We start from the raw sequence: 20,344 nt of genomic DNA on the forward strand, positions 1-20,344 counted from the left end.
AAGCAGGCTTTTTTATTTATTCATATTTTAGATTGAGCATTTTTTTGCTTTTTGATAAATACGGATATTTTCAAGATTAGCTAAAGCTACGTCAGCATCGGCTTGAGAAGCAGCAATATTATTTTGATTGTTATTGCCAGTAAAAGCATTGGTAATTTCAGTTGCGTGCGCAACTGTTTGTGATTGACCTGCAAAAGCAGATAATGCACCACTTGCAATACCTGCCAATTTAGAAACAGGATTATTGGCTTGAGCATTCGCCTGGTTGAGTGCATTTTGACTTGCTTCTAAGGTGCGTTCAAAGCTGCGCGCTTCTACTGCCAAATCTGTACAATCTAATCCTTTTAAGTATGTTGTTGAGTAGACACCGTTATTTTGATTTGAAGCATTATTATAATTGGAAGCATAAGCACGGTCTGCACGTGCAACAGCAGCATTCGCCTGTGCGCGGCTACGCTCCATATTTGCTTCAGCCTGATCCATGATTGCGCCGTTTCTAGCTCCCATAACTGCAGTAGCAGCTTCTAGCCAAGAGCCAGCTTGTGTTGAAAATGATAGTGCAGCAATTGCAGTACTGAGTATGATTTGCTTAAAGATATGACCCTCTGTTTTTTCTATGTATAAAATTGTAGTTGGATTGTAACTATTTTTTATTCAATTAAAAATAGCTTGAAAGCTCAATTATTTATTTTGATTTACAGTATATTTTATTGTTTTATTTAAGTTTTATTAAAATATATTTTAAGATATTAGCTATAGTTTGTCAGAGAGGCAATCAGGTTGATTTATACTGAAAGCCCTAAAAGTAACATTTTTTATAAGGGCGACTATTTTTGAAGTTTATTATTCATATTGATTGGATTGCGCTGGCACCACGATTTAGACATTTACAAGACTTAGATCGGAAAACCTATATTCAGCAGCGTAAACAATTAATTTATAACTATCGTAATCAGTTACTTTCAAAACAACTCAATCGACCGGTCCAGTCTTCAGATTTTGCTGCCACCGAATACGGCAAACCCTATCTTCCGGCCTATCCAGACTTTGGCTTTAATCATACTCATAGCCAAAACTTCTATGCATTAGCAACAAGCAAAAGTATTCAGAATTTGGGGATCGATATCGAAGAACTTAATCGAAATGTACGTTTTGAAGCCTTAGCCCAACATGCTTTTCATCCTGAAGAGCTGAAACAGTGGCAAGCATTACATTATGATCCTGAATACTGGTTTAAAGTCTGGACCACCAAGGAGGCAGTCCTAAAAGCGTCAGGACTTGGAATCCGGATAAACCTGAATGAGCTGAATACCCAGATTCATCCACATCAGGATGGAGGACGTTGTGAACATCCAGAAATTGGAATTTATGCCTATCAAAACTATATCTTAGCGGGTTGCATGCTCACTGTGGCCTGGCAAAGCGAGCATTCCTGTAAAGGCCTAAGATTTCCAGCGATTCAGATTCATCAAGCTGTTTAAAAGTAGAGTAAGCCCAAAATATTTCTTATTGTTTGGCAATCATTAAATTACTCAGCCGGTTAACGAACTGTGGACTTATTCGAGATAAGTGAAATAAAAACTTACTCTTGAATCCGACCGGATGATGCGTCACTTGCCAAATTGAATCTTTTAGCTGTGCCAGTTTGAAAATATCCTGCACTACATCCTCAGCTTTTAGATGCACGCCCATTTTTTTGATACTTTCAGCCTGCATATCTTTCACCATTGCAGTGCTAACAAAAAGCGGCATCACATCGAATACCCGAATGCTATATTTTTGCCATTCAATATCCAAGCCTTCAGTCAAACCACGAACCGCAAATTTGCTGGTTGCATAGGAAGCCAGATCCGCTTGGCCATAAATCGCTGATGCTGAAGATAGGTTAATGACCCGAGCAAAGGAAGCCTGCTTTAAATAGGGCAAAGCAGCATAGCATGACAGCTATTCAGGACGCCTTTGATATTCACGTCAAGGGTACGATGGTGATCTGTAATATTGGTTTCTTCAAAAGGACCGGAATATAAAATTCCGGCGTTATTTACCAGAATATTGATTTCACCGGCCCAGGATGCGAATTCAGATAAGGCTCTTTCCCATGAAGTATAATCGGTTACATCCAGAAAGCCGGCTTTGGCATGTTCACCGAGTTGCTGGGCCAATTGTTCTGCCTGTTCATGATTAATATCATAAATTCCGACTTTATAACCTTGCTGGTAAAATAGCTTAGCTGTCGCGGCACCAATTCCTTGTGCTGCACCACTAATCAATATACTGTGCATGTGCTTGATCTCCTTATTGTCTTTTTTTCTTGAGCATAGCAAGAAACAGGCAAAATAATGCGGCTATTTGGTAAAGAAGAGGTTTTACAGTGGAACAATTACTCCAAGTCATGCGTGAGTTACGTGAAAAATGTCCATGGGATCGGCAGCAAACTCCCGAATCTCTGACCAAATATGCGATTGAGGAGGCCTATGAAGTTGAAGCAGCGGTGCGTTCTGGCCAAGCTGATGAGGTGCGGGATGAACTGGGTGATTTGCTCTTACAGGTCGTATTTCAGTCACAAATGTATAGCGAGCAGGGCGCTTTTGATTTTCAGGATGTGGTGCAGGCGATTACCGATAAACTGATCCGTCGTCATCCGCATGTGTTTCAGGCGGAACAGTTTGCACAGCTGAGCCCTGAAGATGTCTCGGTGCTCTGGAAAGAAATCAAGCAGAAAGAAAAACAGGGTAAGCCACGTTCACGTTTGGATGAGGTTAAGCATGCACCCGCACTGCAACAGGCGGATGAGATCCAGAAAAATGTCGCCAAAATCGGCTTTGATTTTCCAGATGTCGCGGGTGCCTATGGCAAGCTGGAAGAAGAACTGGATGAGCTAAAAGAAGCCGTTGCTGGACAAAATTCCGATGAAATACTCGAAGAATTTGGCGACTGCTTATTTTCACTGGTGAATGTTGGTCGTAAACTTGGTGTCTCAAGCGAGATGGCATTATTGGGCACAATCCATAAATTCCGGACCCGCTTTGCCCTGATGGAAGATCAGGCAGAACAACAGCAACTCAACCTGGAAAGCCTGTCATTGGCTGAATTGGATCAGCTCTGGGAACAGGCCAAATTAGAATTAAAACAAAGAGCCGCTCATGAACAAAGTACAACATCGCATAGGTCCGGCATGGATTAATACTGTCCTGCTAGGCATTTGGCTGGCCTATACTTCAATTGAAACAGTACATGCAACTGCAACCGATTATGCAGAATGGAAAGTACGTCAGCAGCAGCATGATGCACGCCTGAAGAAGAAAATTGCTGCTGCTACCCCCGTTTCTGAAAACAATCATTATCTGGCTAAACCTGCATTATCCGCCTCTTCAGCTACTGATAAAATTAGCTTGAATCAGGCCAGTATCGAGCAGTTACAGCAGTTAAATGGCATCGGGCAGAAGAAAGCGGAAGCGATCATTGAATACCGGCAGAAAAACGGTAAATTTAAAACAATTGAAGATATTCAACAGGTCAAAGGAATCGGGCCGGCCTTATTTGCCAAAAACAAGGATAGACTGGCTTTGTAACCCTGCTGAATTTAGCGTAAATAAGCCATCCATCTGAACCATGAGAATGACATAATCAAATTGCCCTTTAGCGGTGTAAGCGATATGATTAGCGTCATCTTAGAATTTTACGTTCAGACGTAGGAGACAGCGTCTTTTGCAAACTTTGCGCGCGTCAAAATGTGGTTTATCAACCGCTCAATTACCTTCTTATATTCTCGATGTGATTGATGCCTTAACTAAGGCAGGCTATGAAGCTTATATCGTAGGTGGTGGTGTCCGGGATCTGATGCTGGGTTTAAATCCCAAAGATTTCGATGCAGTGACCAATGCTACACCAGCTCAGGTTAAAGAAGTGTTCGGACGGCGTTGTCGGATTATCGGACGACGTTTCGAGCTGGCGCATGTCTATTCGGGCCGTGAACTGGTTGAAGTGGCAACTTTCCGTGCGCCTCCTAAAAAAGCGGTGACCTCTGCAGCAGGGATGATCCTGCGCGATAATAACTGGGGCACCATTGAGCAGGATTTTGCTCGTCGAGATTTTTCAATCAATGCCATGTATTATCAGCCACGCAAAGGTATCGTGCTGGATTTTTGCAATGCAGTAGATGATATTAAACATAAAACACTGCGTTTACTGGGTGATCCGACTTTAAGATTTGAGGAAGATCCGGTTCGGATGCTGCGAACTTTACGTTTTGCAGCCAAACTCAATTTCAGTATTGATGAAGCCATTCTGGATATTTTCACTCCGGAAATGACCCAGCTTCTACGTGATGTGTCTCCACACCGTCTCTATGATGAATCGCAAAAGCTATTCACTATGGGACATCTGAATCGTGTGATGCCAATGCTGATCGATTTTGGCATCTGGCGTCAGCTGTTTGCGGATATCAAACCAAACATTACTGCATTTATTGAACTGGCAGCGAAAAATACCGATCAGCGTATTTCAATTGGCAAGACCATCAACCCGGCTTTCTTCTATGCGGTATTGTTGTGGCAACCGTTCCTGGAGCGCTGTGATTTCTATCTGTCCAAAGGTGTAGTGCCGGCGGAAGCACGTGCGCAGGCAGGACTGGATGTACTGAAACGTCAGGCCACTCGTACCGTGATTCCACGCTTTGCGGAAACTTTCATTCGTGAAGTCTGGGAAATGCAAACCCGCTTGCTCAATCCAAAACCACAGCAAATTGAAGCATTATCAGGTCATGCACGTTTCCGTGCCGGCTTTGACTTTTTGTTGCTGCGTGAAAAATCAGGCGATGAAACTGCACAGGGCATGGGAAGTTGGTGGGAAGCCTATCAGCAAATGAGCAGCGATGAAAAAGAGCGTGCCATTGCCCAATATAATCGTCAGCGTGCCAAGAGCCGTCGCAAGGCTTCTCAGGAAGAACATCTGGAACAGCGTCTGGCTGCACAAGATGTAGTAACCGAGATTGAACCTCTGGTGAATGAGCCGGAACCACGTAGCCGTCGTGCGCGTAAAGCCAAATTTGAGAATGAGCGTAGCAAACCGGTTTCTCATGTGGCGGCCGGTGCCAGCGGTGACATTGGTGCAGACCATCCAATTACCAAGCGTAAACGGGTGCAGCGTGATTTAAGCCAGGTTATTTTTGGGCCTACACAATGACAGTGACCTATATCGGTTTAGGAAGTAACCTGGGCGATTCACGCCAGATTCTGGCTGAAGCCGTGCAAAAGCTGGCAAGTCTGGGACAGGTCAAAACCTCGCATCTATATCAAAGCCCACCTATGGGGCCACAAGATCAGCCCAATTATTTTAATGCTGTCGTACAGTTAATTACGGATCTAGCACCGCTGGATCTGCTGGATCGTTTGCAAACCTTCGAACAGGAGGCTGGGCGTGTACGTCTACGCCATTGGGGTGAGCGTACCTTGGATCTGGATCTGCTCATTTACGGTGATGAGCAGATTCAAAATGAACGGTTAACCGTACCGCATGTGGGCGTGCTGGAACGTGATTTTGTATTGGTGCCATTACTGGATATTGATGCCAACTTGCAGCTCAATGGAAATACATTAAAAGACCTGGACATCGTCAAGCAATCAACCTTAAGGGTTTTTGATCGCACGAATTGGGCAAATATTTAATTTTTAATTATTGGCATGTTCGAGAGAACTTCAATAATAGAGGAACATCTTCATGATCAGTCTCAGTGATTTAAGACGATATAAAGCGGAAGGACGCAAATTTTCTTGCCTGACTTGCTATGATGCCAGTATGGCCAAAGCCATGGAAATTGCTGAAGTTGACAGTATTCTGATTGGCGACTCTTTGGGTATGTCGATTCAGGGTCGTGATTCAACCTTGCCTGTGACTGTAGAAGATATGGCTTACCATACCGCAGCGGTTCGCCGTGGCAATCAGCATGCACTGATTATGACTGATCTGCCATTTATGAGTTATGCCACTCTGAATGATGCGTTACAAAGCTCAAAAACGGTGATGCAAGCCGGTGCACAAATGGTCAAGATGGAAGGTGGTACCTGGTTGGCGGAAACCGTTCAGATTCTAACCCGTAACGGGATTCCAGTCTGTGTTCACTTGGGTCTCACTCCACAGTCGGTGCATGTCTTTGGTGGCTATAAGCTACAGGCTCGTACCCGTGAAGCGGCCGATCAACTGATTGCTGACTGTAAGGCGGTGGTTGAAGCCGGTGCAGCAGTGTTGTTACTGGAATGTGTGCCTGCACAATTGGGTCAGGAAATTACTGAACTATTCCCGCATATTCCGGTGATTGGCATTGGAGCAGGGGCAGCCACTGATGGTCAGGTACTGGTCGTTCAGGACATGCTCGGTCTGACCTTTGGCCACACCGCAAAATTTGTACGTAACTTTATGAAAGAACAGTCTGGTGCGACTGCAATTCTGGATGCATTTAAGGCCTATCATGCGGCTGTGTTAGATGGTTCATTCCCAGCACCTGAACAAACATTCCAAGTCGAGTTGTAACATGAAAACAGAAACAACCATCCAAGGATTATCTGCTTCGCTCAATCCTGCACGTTCTGCGCGTAAAATTATTGGTTTTGTCCCGACCATGGGTAACCTGCATCAGGGGCATCTGAATCTGGTGCGTGAGGCGCGTAAACTGTGTGATGTCGTTGTTGTGAGTATTTTCGTTAATCCGATCCAGTTTGGACCAAATGAAGATTTTGATAATTATCCACGTACTTTAGAACAGGATCAGCAGTTACTGGCAGATGTAGGTTGTGACATTGTCTTTGCCCCAACGGTAGAGCAGATGTATGGTAACAAGCCACGTCTAACCAATATCAGTGTGTCTGGTATCACCAATGACCTGTGCGGCTTACAGCGTCCAGGTCATTTTGATGGTGTAGCGGTCGTGGTGACTAAATTATTTAATATTGTTCAGCCCAACTATGCCTTCTTTGGTCAGAAAGACTATCAGCAACTGGCTGTGATTCGTCAGTTTGTTCAAGACCTCAATATTCCGCTGGAAGTGATTGGTGTACCAATTGCCCGTGCTGAAGATGGTCTGGCACTCAGTTCACGCAATGGCTATCTAAGCGAGCAGGAACGTGCGACAGCACCGGTTATTTTTCAAAGTCTGAAAACTGCTGAGCAGCAGTTACATGCAGGTAAAACTTTGGAGGAAGCACTGGCAGGTATCCGCCAAACTTTGACAGATGCAGGTCTGGTAGTGGACTATGTAGAAGCCCGTACACCGGAATTACAGAAAATTGATGAGTTTAATCAGGATGTCGTGATTCTGATCGCGGCAAAATTAGGAAAAACTCGTCTGATTGATAATCTGCAGATCAAATACGCAGCTGGATAAGTAAAAGGATCGTAAGGCATGAAGCGCATTTTAATTATGACAGGACAATCTGGCTCAGGTAAATCTTCTGCATTGCAGGTACTTGAAGACTTGGGTTATTACTGTATTGATAATCTGCCTTTGGCCTTACTTCCTGAAATTGTGGCGAAGCTGGATTGTGAAAATAATCTGGAACAGTTAGCGCTTGGGGTGGATGTACGTAGTACCCGTGCAGATTTGCAGGAATTCGACCATGTATTTGAACAGTTGCAACAGCATGGTACGGTAGATGTCATCTATCTGACCACGCAGGATCAGGAGCTGATTGCCCGTTTCAGTGCATCACGCCGTCCGCATCCTTTGGCTGCTCGTTTTAAGAGCCTGCATCAGTGTATTCAGGAAGAAAAAGTCCTGCTAATGCCGATCCAACTCCGTTCCACAGTGCATATCGATACCACCGATAAAAGCGTGCATGATCTGAAACATACCTTGCTGTACAAGCTGGGGCAGACCGATAACCTGATTGTGATTCTGCAATCTTTTGGCTATAAGCATGGAATTCCTTTGGATGCTGATTATGTTTTTGATGTCCGTCATTTGCCGAATCCGCATTGGGAACTCGAACTGCGCAAATACTCAGGCCTCGATCAATCAGTACAGGAATTCCTGGAGAAAAGTGATCAGGTCGAAGACATGTTTCAGGATATTTATCACTTTTTAGACAAATGGCTGCCGACCTTTGCTGAGGGTCATCGTCATTATATGACCATCTCAATTGGTTGTACTGGCGGCCAACATCGTTCTGTTTATATTGTGGATAGACTAAAAAAAGCGCTTGAGGCAAAATGGTCTATTCAAGTCCTCCACCGAGAAATGAAGCACTGGTCATGATTGATACGACTGTTGACGTAATTAATAAACTAGGTTTACATGCGCGTGCGTCAGGTAAACTCATTGAAGTTACCACCAAATTTCGTTCCAGTATCCAGATTGGCAAGTCGGACAAATTGGTTGATGCCAAAAATATTATGTCCTTGCTGATGCTTGGTGCGGGCAAAGGAACAACTTTACGCTTAGTGATTGAAGGTGCAGATGAGGAAAAGGCTTTATCTGAAATTCAGGCACTGTTTGCGGCAAAATTTTATGAGGCAGATTAATCGTGGCACGTCGACCGAGCAGTTTAACTGAAGAAGACTTTGAATCTTTAGAGGGACGCGCAAGTAAAACCGAACAGAAAAAAGCAGTTCAGCGTATGGCTGCTTTAGGCGCACAGTTGGCAGAACTGAGTGCGAAACAAATTAAAAATTTACCCGTTGAAGAGCGTCTGATTGAAGCTTTGCTGGATGTCCAGCAAATCAGTTCACATGAAGCACGCCGTCGTCAATTTTCACGTATTGGTAAATTACTCCGTAATGAAAATGAAACCGTGATTCTGTCTTATCTGACTCCGAAACAGGGTTTGAAAAAGACAGCACAATTGCAGCGTTGGGTTGACCGTATCGTGAAAGATGGTGATCCTGCGATTAACGAATTTACCAAAACCTATAATGCGACAGAGCGTCATACCTTACGTCAGCATTATTTACGTGTGCATCGTGATCTAAAAAATCAGGCACCGGAAGAAGAAGTGGCAGCCTCAAAGCAAAAGCTGTTTAACTATGTGCAGCAAGTTGCCCTGATTTCAGATAACTGATTGTAATCTGAATTAAAGAAAAGCGACATTTTGTCGCTTTTTTATTCACTCTAATTAATTTTAATTTTTTATAAGAATTCAAGAATGTTCCTATAAGTCATTGTTAACTGTAAAAAAATGTAAACTTTTAATATTTTTGATTACTTAAGAAATAGGTTTTAGTGCATAAATAAACTATTTAAATTTCTCAATATTTTATGATTGTTAAGAATATTTAAAAGGTAGAAATAGATTTAGGTCAAAGTTAATATTATCAGCGCTCTACTTTTCTAGAAAGTGACAATAGGTAGTATCTATATATTTGAAAATTCAAAGGCTTTTATTTACCTGAAGATCAGAAGAAAAGTGAGCTGTTTTTATCTTCGTATAATTTGGATATTAAGGTGATATCGAAACAATTTGAAATGAATTCAGGAATTTCAAATAATTATATGTAATTTTTTATAAGGAGAATATTTTCTCAAGTAATTCTTAATATTTAAATATCAATGCATTGAAACAATGAATGTATCTTTAGAGAAATAAGTTAACAAATCCTTTGGTCCATAAATGAGATTTTAACGTTGAGTAAATATAGAATCTTTGTTATTGATTGTATCAATTTAGTCGGTTGTAATTTTTATTCTCTATTCCATAACATCCAGAGAGGCAGACATGGAACTAAAACTGCTAGAGATCGGTCAGAATACGGAGCAGTTAAGCTCGTGCCGTATATCTCTCATTTTAGGTGTCTATACCTCTGACAATTTATTAGACACCTTCTGTAAAGTCGCGCGTAAAGTACTCGGCGCCAAGACCTGTATCATCGGATTCCATACGGAACCCTATATCTGGCACAGCTGTCCGCTCGGTTTTCGCGGTTTACACGTACCACAGAATGTGGACATCCCTAAATATTTACAAGAAATGGATGTGATCGATCAAAATCATCCTGCATATGCAGAATTATCAGATTACGTAAAAAGCCTTGGTGTCGCCCATCAGCGGCTGGTGGCATTTAATTTAAAATCAGCTCAAGGGCAGTCTTTAGGGCAGGTGGTTTTCTTTGATGATCAGACTGAAGGGTTTGATCAGGAAGATATTATTATTGTTCAGCAATTTGCTGAAACTTTAGTCAAGCGAGTCAAACTGAATGAAGAGCATACTGAACTAAAAGAGTTATACGAACAACAATGTGCACAAAACTTTAGTAAAACCAAATTCTTCCAGATTATTGCTCATGACCTGCGTGCACCTTTCCATGGCCTGTTAGGCTTCTCGGAAGTATTGGCGCAGGAACGTGACACTCTGGATGAATCCAGTATCCAGAGTATTTCTGATTATTTATATGATACGGCTCAATCGACGTATAACTTGTTAGAAAGTCTGTTGACCTGGGCGATGGCAGAGGGTGGACGTTTTGTTTATCATCCGATTAATTATGAATTAAAACAGTCTACTAAAATTGTCTGTGATGTACTGAAAAGTCTGGCGCTGAAAAAGAATATTGAGCTGATTGACCAGGTTCCTGAAGATATCAAGGTACATGCTGATATCAACATGATTACTTCGGTCTTGCAGAACCTGGTATCGAATGCTCTGAAATTTACTCCAGTGGATCAGGGTGGACAGGTGATTCTGGCTGCTGAAATGGAAGGTGAGCAAGTCAAGATCACTGTTCAGGATGCTGGTCTCGGTATGACTGAAGAACAGATGGAAAATCTGTTTAGACCAAATCTCACGGTGAGCTTAAAAGGCACAGACAATGAGAAAGGCGCAGGTCTAGGTCTGGTACTATGTAAGCGTTTTGTAGATCTGAACCATGGACAGATTGCCGTAGATTCTAAAGAAGGCGCTGGAACCACCTTTATTGTGTATTTACCTAAAGTGACCAATGATCATCAGGCATTGGTACTTGAAGATCTGCATACTGAAAAGTCCTGAAAATCATAAATTTCTTTTAAAACCGTTCCCACTCGGCCTGAACTCCTGCTATAACTAAATAAAAGTTTTGAGGGAATCACCGAGTGATGGACGCGGTACAATTGCAGAAAACCTTAAGAGCCAGTCAGTATGCAGAACAGGTATTGGCCAATCATCAAGATCTATTGAATCAGGATTATGCAATTGATCAGTTTCAGGGATCACTCGGCACTGAACAGATTCAAAACTTAATTAAGGCCAATTTATTAAATATCAGTGATGAAACCATGTGGATGCGTAGTTTACGTATTCTACGTGCTCGTCTGATGTTTCGCTGGATCTGGCAGGATGCCAATCAACTTACCAATGTCATCACGCTGACTCGCGAGCTGTCTGATTTCGCCGATGCCTGCATTTGCGCTGCCAAAGAGTTTGCCCGTATTCCTCTAGTCGCCAAATATGGTCAGCCAGTTGGTTATAACGGTAAAGTTCAAGATCTTATTATTATTGCGATGGGCAAACTGGGCGCTCAGGAACTCAACCTTTCCAGTGATATCGACCTGATTTTTGCCTTTGATGAACAGGGTGAAACGGATGGGCGTAAATGCATTGACGTTCAGCAGTTCTGTATCCTATGGGGACAAAAGTTAATCTATCTGCTGGATCATATCACTGCTGAAGGTTTTGTATTTCGTGTCGATATGCGCTTGCGCCCTTGGGGTGATGGTTCTGCTTTAGCCATCAGTCATGCCGCACTAGAAAAATATCTCAGCCAGCATGGCCGCGAATGGGAACGTTATGCCTGGATCAAAGCCCGCATCGTCAATCCGAGTCCAGAAGGTGATGAACTGCTGGATATGACCCGTCCTTTCGTCTTCCGTAAATATGTCGATTACAGTGCTTTCGAAGCGATGCGTGAAATGAAAGCAATGATTGAGCGTGAAGTACAGCGCCGCAATATTGAAGACGATATCAAGCTTGGGGCAGGCGGGATCCGTGAGGTTGAATTTATCGTGCAGGTTTTTCAGCTGATTTATGGCGGAGCCAAGTTAGAGCTGCAAGATCGGCAATGTCTGGTCAGCTTGAATCATCTGGATGAGGCTGAACTTCTGGATGAACAGGCGGTGACTGATCTCGAAGATGCCTATTTATTCCTTCGTCGGGTAGAGCATGCTATTCAGGCGCTGCATGATCAACAAACCCAATGTTTGCCGACTGAGCCAGATTTACGTCAACGTATTGTGGATACTTTAGGCTTTGCAGACTGGTCCGCCTTTATGGAAGTGCTGGATCAAAAACGCGCTAAAGTGATTTACCAGTTTGAGCACTTGATCAAGGAAAATGGACCAGAGCCTCAAGGCAAAAGTTTTTCTCAGTTGGAACAACAGCTGAATGAAGTCTTGGATGATCATGCAAAAAATCTGGTGCATGAATTCTGGCATGGTCATGCCTTAAAAAAATTGCCAGCTAAAGCCATTCAACGTTTAAAAACGTTTTGGCCTTATCTGATAGAGGCGATTCTAGAATCAGATAAACCGCAAGTTGCACTGGTTCGCCTGATGCCATTGGTTGAATCAGTCATGCGTCGTACGGTGTATCTGGTGATGCTGATTGAAAGTAAAGGTGCTTTACAGCGTTTGGTCAAGATGGCGACTGTCAGCCCCTGGATCTGTGAGGAACTTACCCATTATCCGGTATTGCTGGATGAGTTCCTGTCGATGGATTTCGAATTGCCTAAACGTCAGGATCTGGAAGACAGCCTGCGTCAGCAATTGCTCAGAATTGAAATTGACCAAGTCGAAGACCAGATGCGAGTGCTGCGCCTGTTTAAAAAATCCAATGTCCTTGCGGTAGCTGCCAGTGATGTACTGGCAGAAAGTCCTTTAATGAAAGTCTCGGATGCCTTAACAGATATTGCAGAAGTCTCGGTGAATGCTGGGCTGCATCTGGCCTATCAGATTGTGGCCAAACGACATGGTTTTCCGCTGGATGCAGAAGGGCAGCGCTGCTCAATAGAACATACGGCTTTTGCCGTCATTGGCTATGGCAAAGTCGGTGGCATTGAGTTGGGTTATGGTTCGGATCTGGATCTAGTCTTCATTCATTATATGGGTGAGCAGGCAGATACGGACGGTCTCAAGCCGATTAGCGGTTTTGAGTTTGCCATGCGTGTGGCACAGAAGTTTATGTCGCTCATGACCACACAAACACTGGATGGGCGTGTCTATGAAGTCGATACCCGTCTACGTCCTTCTGGAGAAGCAGGGCTACTGGTCACTAGTCTGAAAGCATTTGAGCAATATCAGTTGAAAAATGCATGGTTATGGGAGCATCAGGCCTTAGTACGTGCACGCTCCATTGCTGGGGAAGATAGCCTGAGAGAGACATTTGAAGCACTACGCTGTAAGATTCTTACCCAGAAACGCGATATCTGTCATGTACGTAGTGAAGTTCTGAAAATGCGTCAGAAAATGAAAGATCATCTGGGTTCTTCCAAAGAGCAAAAAAAAGATGGGATTTTTCATTTAAAACAAGATGCAGGTGGTATCGTTGATATCGAATTTATGGCACAGTATGCGGTGTTAGCTTGGAGTGGGACGAATAAAGATCTCGCCCATTACTCCGACAATGTAAGAATCCTTGAGGATGCCGCAAAATCAGGTTGCTTATCCAGCGACGATGCGACTGCTCTGATTCAAGCTTATCTCCGTGAACGCGCCGAGAGCCACCGCTTAGCCCTTGCAAATCAATCCATGCAAGTGTCTGCAAGCGACTGGCACGATACCCGAATGACCGTTTGCAAGTTATGGCAAAGACTGATTGATCCAAGTGCAGACTTTGCACTGGATAGTGAATAATTGTGAGAAATTGGAGTTTGTGGCATGAATTTGGCTGATCGTGATGGTTTCATTTGGCAAGATGGACAACTAGTTGACTGGCGTGAGGCAAAAACTCACGTATTAACACATACTTTGCATTACAGCATGGGTGTGTTTGAAGGCGTCCGAGCTTATGAAACCCCGAATGGAACGGCTATTTTCCGTCTTAAAGAACATACGAAGCGCTTGTTGAATTCTGCAAAAATTTATCAAATGAAAGTTCCATTTGATCAAGCAGCATTAGAACAGGCTCAAATTGATGTTGTTCGTGAAAACAAATTAGCGTCTTGCTATTTACGTCCAATTATTTTTATTGGTTCTGAAAAACTCGGTATCGCTGCAACTGACAATACCATTCATGCCGTAGTTGCGGCATGGAGCTGGGGTGCTTACCTCGGTGAAGAAGCGATGGCGAAGGGTATTCGCGTAAAAACGTCTTCATTTACCCACCATCATCCGAACGTGACCATGTGTAAAGCAAAAGCATCAGGTAACTACACCTTGTCGATTCTTGCGCATCAGGAAGTGGCGCATTCAGGTTATGATGAAGCAATGCTGCTCGACCCACAAGGCTATGTATGCCAAGGTTCAGGCGAAAACGTATTCCTGGTGCGTGATGGCGTGATTCATACGCCTGATATCGCAGGTGGTGCGCTGGATGGTATTACCCGTCAAACGATTATTACGATTGCTAAAGACTTGGGTTATGACGTAATTGAACGCCGTATTACCCGTGATGAGTTCTACATCGCAGATGAAGCATTCTTTACCGGCACTGCTGCAGAAGTAACACCAATCCGTGAATACGATGACCGTCAGATTGGTGAAGGTGTACGTGGTCCAATCACCACACAAATCCAGAAAGCTTATTTTGATGCAGTTCAGGGCAAAGACCCGAAATATGCACACTGGTTAACGTATGTGAAGTAATTAAGAATTTACTGATTGAAAAAACCTCTCATTTGAGAGGTTTTTTTTAACGGATGTACTTATTCTGCTGAACTTATGTCATCATATTCAGCATCAAGAAGATTTTAAGATGAGCTTAGGCATACGCAATGAGTAACATCGTTATTTGTATGAAATGGGGAACCAAATACGGTTCGGAATACGTCAATCGTTTATACAATATGGTTAAACGACATACGACATTCGACTTTAAAATGGTCTGTCTGACGGATCGTACTGAAGGCATTGATTCTGCAGTACAATGTTTCCCTATTCCACCTCTGGCATTGCCTGAAGGTGCCCCTGAGCGTGGCTGGAACAAGCTGTCCACTTTTGAGCCTGATCTGTATGGTTTGGAAGGTAATGCATTATTTCTAGATCTTGATGTAGTGATTGTCGATAATATCGATGAGTTCTTTACCTATCCGGGCGACTTCCTGATTATCCATGATTGGAAACGGCCGTGGCGTATTACCGGTAATAGTTCGGTTTACCGGTTTAAGTTGGGTGCTTTCCCGGGACTTTTGCCTTATTTCCGTGAAAACTTTGATGAAATCCGTAAAAAATTCCGTAATGAGCAAGCCTATTTGTCTTGGTACGTAGACCGTGAAGGTAAACAGACATACTGGCCAGAAAGCTGGTGCAAGAGCTATAAATATCATTGCCTGCAAAAAATTCCGATGGCTTATTTTAAGCCGCCGGTAAAACCTGAAGGTGCTAAAATTATTGTATTCCATGGTGAAATTAATCCGCCCGATGCAGTGAATGGTGGTGGTGGGAAGTGGTACCGTTATGTATTGCCATCGCAGTGGATTAAGGATGCTTGGCAGTAAGTTATAGAGTTTATTCAAGCTAATTATTGATTAGAAGTATTATGGAAAAAATAGATTTTGTTATTGCGTGGGTCGATGGCAATGATGTAAAGCATCGACTTAAAAGGCAACAGTTTCAATCTACTAATATCGTAAAAGGTTCAGCAGAAGAAACTCGATTTGCTAGTAATGATGAAATCTATTTTTCAATTGCTTCAATTCTTAAATATGTTCCCTATTTTGGAACAATTTATATTATTACGGATGAACAGCAGCCTGCACATATTCATGATTTTTTCGAACAGGGATTATGTGCTCCTGAGCAGATAAAAATAATTGATCATAGAACAATATTTGCTGGTCATGAGCAATACTTGCCTACATTTAATTCTTTAAGTATTGAAACCATGCTTTGGAATATTCCAGGGTTATCAAAGTATTTTATTTATTTGAATGATGATTTCTTTTTTAATGTCTCATCTGAATTAGATGATTTTTTAGTTGGTGACCAGATAAAAGTCTATGGACATTGGGAAAATAACTCCTTAATTAAAGCAAAATTTAATCTACGTAAAGGTCTTAATAAATATTTTGGTAAACCTTTACAGCCTAAATATACAATTGCTCAAATGCTTAGTGCTGAATTATGTGGATTTAATAAATATTATGAAATTCATCATCGTCCCCATATATTGGATCGTAATGTACTACAAAAGTATTTTCAAAAATACCCTACAACATTAGCTCAACAGATTAAGCATCGTTTTAGAAGTGCTTTTCAATTTTTACCAGTAGGGTTGAATAATCATTTAAAAATTCGAGAAGAAAAAACAATCTTGTGTAATGATATAAATATTGCTTACTTAAAAAATGAAGCTTCAGTATCTACATTTTTATCAGACCTGAATAATCCAGCTGTTAAATTCGGTTGTATTCAGAGTTTAGATCAATTTGATCCAAAAGAAGCAGAAAAGGTATCTTTTGCTTTAATTGCTAAATTTAAAAACTATTTACCTCTATCTATTCAGCATTAAGAGTTAATCATGAAAGTTGTAACTTATTTAATTAATTTAGACGGAAGTGATGAGCGTCTAGCTGCAGCAACTCAGCAGCTTAATAGTGTGGGCTGGAGGTTTGAACGTTTTGCTGCTTATGATGGTCGGGGTAAAGCACTCTCTGAATTCATAAATTATAATGACGATCAAACTAATAAGGTATTAGGTCGTAGTTTAATGAATTCCGAGTTAGGTTGTTATTTAAGTCATTATGGATGCGCTGAAAAATTTTTAGCCACTGATGCAGATTATTTAGTGGTTCTGGAAGATGACCTTAAAATTAATAGTGACTTTAAGATTAAAATTGACAGCATCATTGGATATTTGCACCAACATCAAGATTTAAACTGGTATCTTATTAATATTGCTGCAAAAAAGAAAAAACTAGCAAAAGATATTACGCAAATAGGGGATATAAGTCTATGGCATGCTTTTTATTTCCCAATTCGTGGCTTAGGGTTAATCTGGTCGCGGCAGGGAGCACAGTCTTTTGTTGAGGTAGGCAAAACTATAAATATGCCGGTTGATATCTTCTTCCAGTCTTGGTTAAGTCAAAATGGCAAAGGTTTAGGGATTTGGCCACCACTAGTGAAGCCAGCAGGGGTCGATAGTGATATTTTGGGAACAGTTGCTACTCAGGGGATTTCTCGTAAAGCACTTGAAAATAGAAGCAGCTCCTATGGCTTTAAAAAGCAGAAGCGTATGTGGCGTGATCGTTATCATGCACTAAAATATCTGCTAAATTCTTAAAATTCATCGAATATCTTAATAATTGAATATTTATCATTAAAGGAATAAATCAATGAGCATGTTGGAAATAATTTAGATGAAAATATTTAAAAAAACTTATTATATGCTTAAGTTTTATATCATGTATTTTTACAAGATTAGAGGCACGAATTTAAAAATTCATAATTACGCAAATATGATTACGCTTAATCCAAAGCCAGAAGAAGTTAAAATACCTAAGCTGATTTGGCTGTATTGGGAGGGGGATGTACCATTATTTGTGGAAAAATGCATAGAAAATATAAAGCTAATAAATGCAAATTATGAGGTTCATTTTTTAACACCAACAACTGTTGATCAATTTATACAGATAGATTTTGATTCTTTAAATATTCATCTACCTCAGCATAAAGCTGATTTAATCAGATTTAAATTACTTTATGTTTATGGAGGAATCTGGTTAGATGCAAGTATTATCGTTTATGAAAATTTAGATTGGATTCAAGAGTTGGTTTCTCAAAATCAGACCGAAAGTTTTGCCTATTATCGTAAAAAAAACACTACCAATATTGATTCTCCAGTCATCGAGAATTGGCTTTTAGCAACGGCTCCTAACAATAGGTTTTTTAAAGATTGGTTTGATGAGTTGGTGAACGCCATGCAGGTTGGCCCTAAAACATATATCAATGAAATTAAACGTGCTGTGCCAAATTATGAGAGAATATTTCAAAAGATTAGTAATTTAGAGTACCTGATTTCCTATGTAGTGTGTCAGGTGATTATGCTGAAAGCATTGCCTAGTATTACTTTAATTGATTGTGATCAAAATGCCTTTTACTATCAGGTAAAAAATAAATGGGTCAAAGAAAAAACATTAATTGAAATGGCAATCAATCATCATTCAGGTGAATACCCTAAATTGATTAAATTTGCCGGTAAAGAGCGTAAACATATAGGCGAATTTTATGAAAAAGGAATGTATTTTCAAGATTCACTGCTAGATTTCCATGATGATCAGAGTAAAACCTTATCTTAACGCTCTATCAGGTTGGATGATCTGAACCACTTAGAGGATGGTGTCTTGTTCGAGCGTTAATTTCTTAAATGATTTGATAAGACTATGGGGTGAAAGATTATAAACAGACACTTTTTGACTTTCAAAGAAATAGGCTGCTGTTTCAAATGCCGCTATGATTGATTGGGTGTGCTGGTTTAATAAGGTAGGTTGTTTTGCATCTAAAGTTTCATAAAATCGTGGTAGGTCGAAGTTATTCATATCCACACCTGCAATATAGATATGTTGGTAATTTAATCCTGACATAATCTGTAATGCGGTATAAGCCACGGTATAGTAGTCAAATACTGTGTCATACATGTGTGTAGAAAAGCCAAAACCATTGTAGAAGTAATTACTCTTAACTTTTTCATCAACATGAATAGTGTTTCCCATAAAAAGTTCATTTTTACAGTTACTCGTGATTTCAATAATTTTAAATTGGCAACGAATCTGTTCGATTTTTACTTTTCTTAGAATATAGTCTAAGCAACGTGCGGTGGTGAAAAAATTGCATGCTGTGTCTAAAACCCGCTCAACGAGATCAAAACGATTTTGTACAAAATCATGATCAATAATGACATAGTGTTGAAAAGTGACCTCATTCAAAGCGATTGCTCCATTGACGCCAATATAGTCCAGTTTCTCATATTTAAAAAATTTATCAGGAATCTTTTTAATCGATGGTCCTGTTGCGATCAGCATACATTTTGAATGTTTATTCTTTAAGTTAAGCGTATGGTCTGCAATTAAGGTATTCCTAAAAAAAACTTGATCAATTTGACCCGATGCATTACGAACCACACGGTAAAAAGGCCAATAGCGTCTGTTGTGTTTGTAAGTACTCGGTTTTAAAAGTTTATAGGTATATTTTGTCAAATTTCGAACGAAATGGTTGAAAATTAAACCACACATATTCTTGTCTCTTTCATAGCTTATTTCTATGAGTTATATCAAGTTTATTTGAGAATAATCTAATTGATAAGATGATTCAGTTGCTTAGAGGGTTAATGATCTAAATTAAATGAATCACGCTTGGTTTTAAACTTGCTCAGGAGCCTCTTAAACCAAGGCTGGGATGTTTCTGACCGAGTAATGTTATTGCCCGAGTATTTTTTTTGAGATGCTTTGTGAAATTTTCCGTAGGGTGTAATTGTATAGTCCTCAAGTTGGTATCCGGCAGAAAGGGCTTCGTGATAGTATTGGTCAAAAAGTGTTGTCAGGTCCGCTCGGGGGTGAGGAATAATTTCGCCATCAAACCAATGTGTTGAATTATTGTGTTGAAGACGAGGAATTGAATATTTGTGACTAAACTGGGTGCCCATATCGGAATAATGCAAAATTTTAATCTCGTTGATACTTAGATTTTCACCATCGATGCAATTAAAATGATCATTATAAGCTTGAACCAATGACGGTTCTTTTTGAATTTGTCTCATCAGACTTTGATGACTGGCAGGGTTACTTTTTAATTCCTCAATTCTAGGAAGAAAATGTTTGGCCTTTTCACAATCCCAGACACAAGTGCATAAACGGGCTGAGCTTCCCCCCCCCTTGGCTGCCACAATAGCATTGGCTTCAATAGGATGTTCCCAGAGTAGTGCAAGATCATCGAGTACAATGACATCTGTATCCATGTAAATGGCTTTACCTTGAAATTGACAATACTCTGGAATAGCCCACCGAAATCCGGAAAAAGGTGTCGCCCAGTTTTCTGTTCTCCATCCTTGATTCGATTTCGGATCAGAATACCAATAGCTAGAAGGATCACGCGAAAGTTGCATCCAAATAATTTCTACAGGCTGCTGGGTATGTTTTTTAATGCTGTAGTCTAAAACCATCATTTGTTCTAAATCACAGTTGTTTGGGTCACAGCCTATAAAAATTTTGATTGTTTTGAGACTCATTTTTATCA

20 protein-coding genes and 1 pseudogene are annotated in these 20,344 nt (G+C 41.0%); 17 read left to right on the forward strand and 4 right to left on the reverse strand.

Annotated features, from left to right (window positions below; all coding sequences use genetic code 11):
* Positions 1–27: 27 nt before the first annotated feature.
* Positions 28–507 (reverse strand): hypothetical protein, encoded by a 480-nt coding sequence (locus FOC32_RS07075; protein WP_228761287.1) that lies wholly within the window; start codon positions 505–507, stop codon positions 28–30.
* A 353-nt stretch (positions 508–860) separates the two neighbouring features.
* On the opposite strand from FOC32_RS07075, the gene FOC32_RS07080 reads away from it, so the two are divergent.
* On the forward strand, positions 861–1,481 hold the full coding sequence (locus FOC32_RS07080) for a 4'-phosphopantetheinyl transferase family protein (RefSeq protein WP_051069686.1): 621 nt from the start codon (positions 861–863) through the stop codon (positions 1,479–1,481).
* 25 nt (positions 1,482–1,506) lie between these two features.
* On the opposite strand, the pseudogene FOC32_RS07085 reads toward FOC32_RS07080, so the two are convergent.
* A pseudogene (locus tag FOC32_RS07085) lies at positions 1,507–2,282 on the reverse strand (SDR family oxidoreductase).
* Positions 2,283–2,371: 89 nt separating this feature from the next.
* Here FOC32_RS07085 and mazG point away from each other — a divergent pair.
* The 16 genes from mazG to FOC32_RS07165 all read left to right on the forward strand — a co-directional run bounded on the left by mazG (position 2,372) and on the right by FOC32_RS07165 (position 18,411).
* Positions 2,372–3,184 carry a nucleoside triphosphate pyrophosphohydrolase gene (mazG, locus tag FOC32_RS07090; RefSeq protein WP_005232113.1) on the forward strand — a complete coding sequence of 271 codons (813 nt, stop codon included), beginning with the start codon at positions 2,372–2,374 and terminating at the stop codon, positions 3,182–3,184.
* Entirely contained in the window at positions 3,144–3,572 is a 429-nt protein-coding gene (locus FOC32_RS07095; protein ID WP_005232111.1) for a ComEA family DNA-binding protein, read from the forward strand. The genes mazG and FOC32_RS07095 overlap by 41 nt, the downstream gene beginning before the upstream one ends.
* 136 nt (positions 3,573–3,708) lie before the next feature.
* Entirely contained in the window at positions 3,709–5,184 is a 1,476-nt protein-coding gene (pcnB, locus tag FOC32_RS07100; RefSeq protein WP_005232109.1) for a polynucleotide adenylyltransferase PcnB, read from the forward strand.
* Entirely contained in the window at positions 5,181–5,666 is a 486-nt protein-coding gene (gene folK / locus FOC32_RS07105) for a 2-amino-4-hydroxy-6-hydroxymethyldihydropteridine diphosphokinase (RefSeq protein WP_005232107.1), read from the forward strand. The genes pcnB and folK overlap by 4 nt, the downstream gene beginning before the upstream one ends.
* Before the next feature lie 52 nt (positions 5,667–5,718).
* Positions 5,719–6,528: a 3-methyl-2-oxobutanoate hydroxymethyltransferase gene (panB, locus tag FOC32_RS07110; RefSeq protein WP_175966668.1), complete on the forward strand. Its 810-nt coding sequence runs from the start codon at positions 5,719–5,721 to the stop codon at positions 6,526–6,528.
* Position 6,529: 1 nt separating this feature from the next.
* Positions 6,530–7,378: a pantoate--beta-alanine ligase gene (gene panC, locus FOC32_RS07115; protein ID WP_005232104.1), complete on the forward strand. Its 849-nt coding sequence runs from the start codon at positions 6,530–6,532 to the stop codon at positions 7,376–7,378.
* Between the two features lie 18 nt (positions 7,379–7,396).
* Positions 7,397–8,248, forward strand: a complete 852-nt coding sequence (gene rapZ / locus FOC32_RS07120; RefSeq protein WP_005232102.1) for an RNase adapter RapZ — start codon at positions 7,397–7,399, stop codon at positions 8,246–8,248.
* Complete coding sequence (locus FOC32_RS07125; protein ID WP_034169914.1) at positions 8,245–8,514, forward strand: HPr family phosphocarrier protein; 270 nt, start codon at positions 8,245–8,247, stop codon at positions 8,512–8,514. Before rapZ ends, FOC32_RS07125 begins: the two co-directional genes overlap by 4 nt.
* A 2-nt stretch (positions 8,515–8,516) precedes the next feature.
* On the forward strand, positions 8,517–9,050 hold the full coding sequence (gene yjgA / locus FOC32_RS07130) for a ribosome biogenesis factor YjgA (protein WP_005232100.1): 534 nt from the start codon (positions 8,517–8,519) through the stop codon (positions 9,048–9,050).
* Between the two features lie 654 nt (positions 9,051–9,704).
* Positions 9,705–10,973, forward strand: a complete 1,269-nt coding sequence (locus FOC32_RS07135; protein ID WP_005232098.1) for a sensor histidine kinase — start codon at positions 9,705–9,707, stop codon at positions 10,971–10,973.
* 86 nt (positions 10,974–11,059) lie between these two features.
* Positions 11,060–13,810: a bifunctional [glutamate--ammonia ligase]-adenylyl-L-tyrosine phosphorylase/[glutamate--ammonia-ligase] adenylyltransferase gene (glnE, locus tag FOC32_RS07140; protein WP_175966670.1), complete on the forward strand. Its 2,751-nt coding sequence runs from the start codon at positions 11,060–11,062 to the stop codon at positions 13,808–13,810.
* A gap of 24 nt (positions 13,811–13,834) precedes the next feature.
* Positions 13,835–14,761: a branched-chain amino acid transaminase gene (locus FOC32_RS07145; RefSeq protein ID WP_004278329.1), complete on the forward strand. Its 927-nt coding sequence runs from the start codon at positions 13,835–13,837 to the stop codon at positions 14,759–14,761.
* A 128-nt stretch (positions 14,762–14,889) separates the two neighbouring features.
* Entirely contained in the window at positions 14,890–15,612 is a 723-nt protein-coding gene (locus tag FOC32_RS07150) for a glycosyltransferase (protein WP_175966672.1), read from the forward strand.
* Between the two features lie 41 nt (positions 15,613–15,653).
* The gene (locus FOC32_RS07155) at positions 15,654–16,625 is read left to right on the forward strand and encodes a Stealth CR1 domain-containing protein (protein ID WP_175966674.1); all 972 of its coding nucleotides are present in this window, start codon (positions 15,654–15,656) and stop codon (positions 16,623–16,625) included.
* A gap of 9 nt (positions 16,626–16,634) precedes the next feature.
* A complete protein-coding gene (locus FOC32_RS07160) occupies positions 16,635–17,396 on the forward strand; it encodes a glycosyltransferase family 25 protein (protein ID WP_175966676.1) in 762 nt (253 codons plus the stop codon).
* A 76-nt stretch (positions 17,397–17,472) separates the two neighbouring features.
* Positions 17,473–18,411, forward strand: a complete 939-nt coding sequence (locus tag FOC32_RS07165) for a glycosyltransferase family 32 protein (protein WP_175966678.1) — start codon at positions 17,473–17,475, stop codon at positions 18,409–18,411.
* 30 nt (positions 18,412–18,441) lie between these two features.
* On the opposite strand, the gene FOC32_RS07170 is transcribed toward FOC32_RS07165, so the two are convergent.
* Positions 18,442–19,344 carry a lipopolysaccharide biosynthesis protein gene (locus tag FOC32_RS07170; protein ID WP_071850414.1) on the reverse strand — a complete coding sequence of 301 codons (903 nt, stop codon included), beginning with the start codon at positions 19,342–19,344 and terminating at the stop codon, positions 18,442–18,444.
* Positions 19,345–19,436: 92 nt separating this feature from the next.
* Positions 19,437–20,336 (reverse strand): glycosyltransferase, encoded by a 900-nt coding sequence (locus FOC32_RS07175; RefSeq protein WP_004278322.1) that lies wholly within the window; start codon positions 20,334–20,336, stop codon positions 19,437–19,439.
* Between the last annotated feature and the right edge of the window lie 8 nt (positions 20,337–20,344).

It is taken from the genome of Acinetobacter sp. FDAARGOS_724 (genome assembly GCF_013364475.1).
GTDB classification, from domain to species: Bacteria; Pseudomonadota; Gammaproteobacteria; order Pseudomonadales; family Moraxellaceae; genus Acinetobacter; species Acinetobacter variabilis.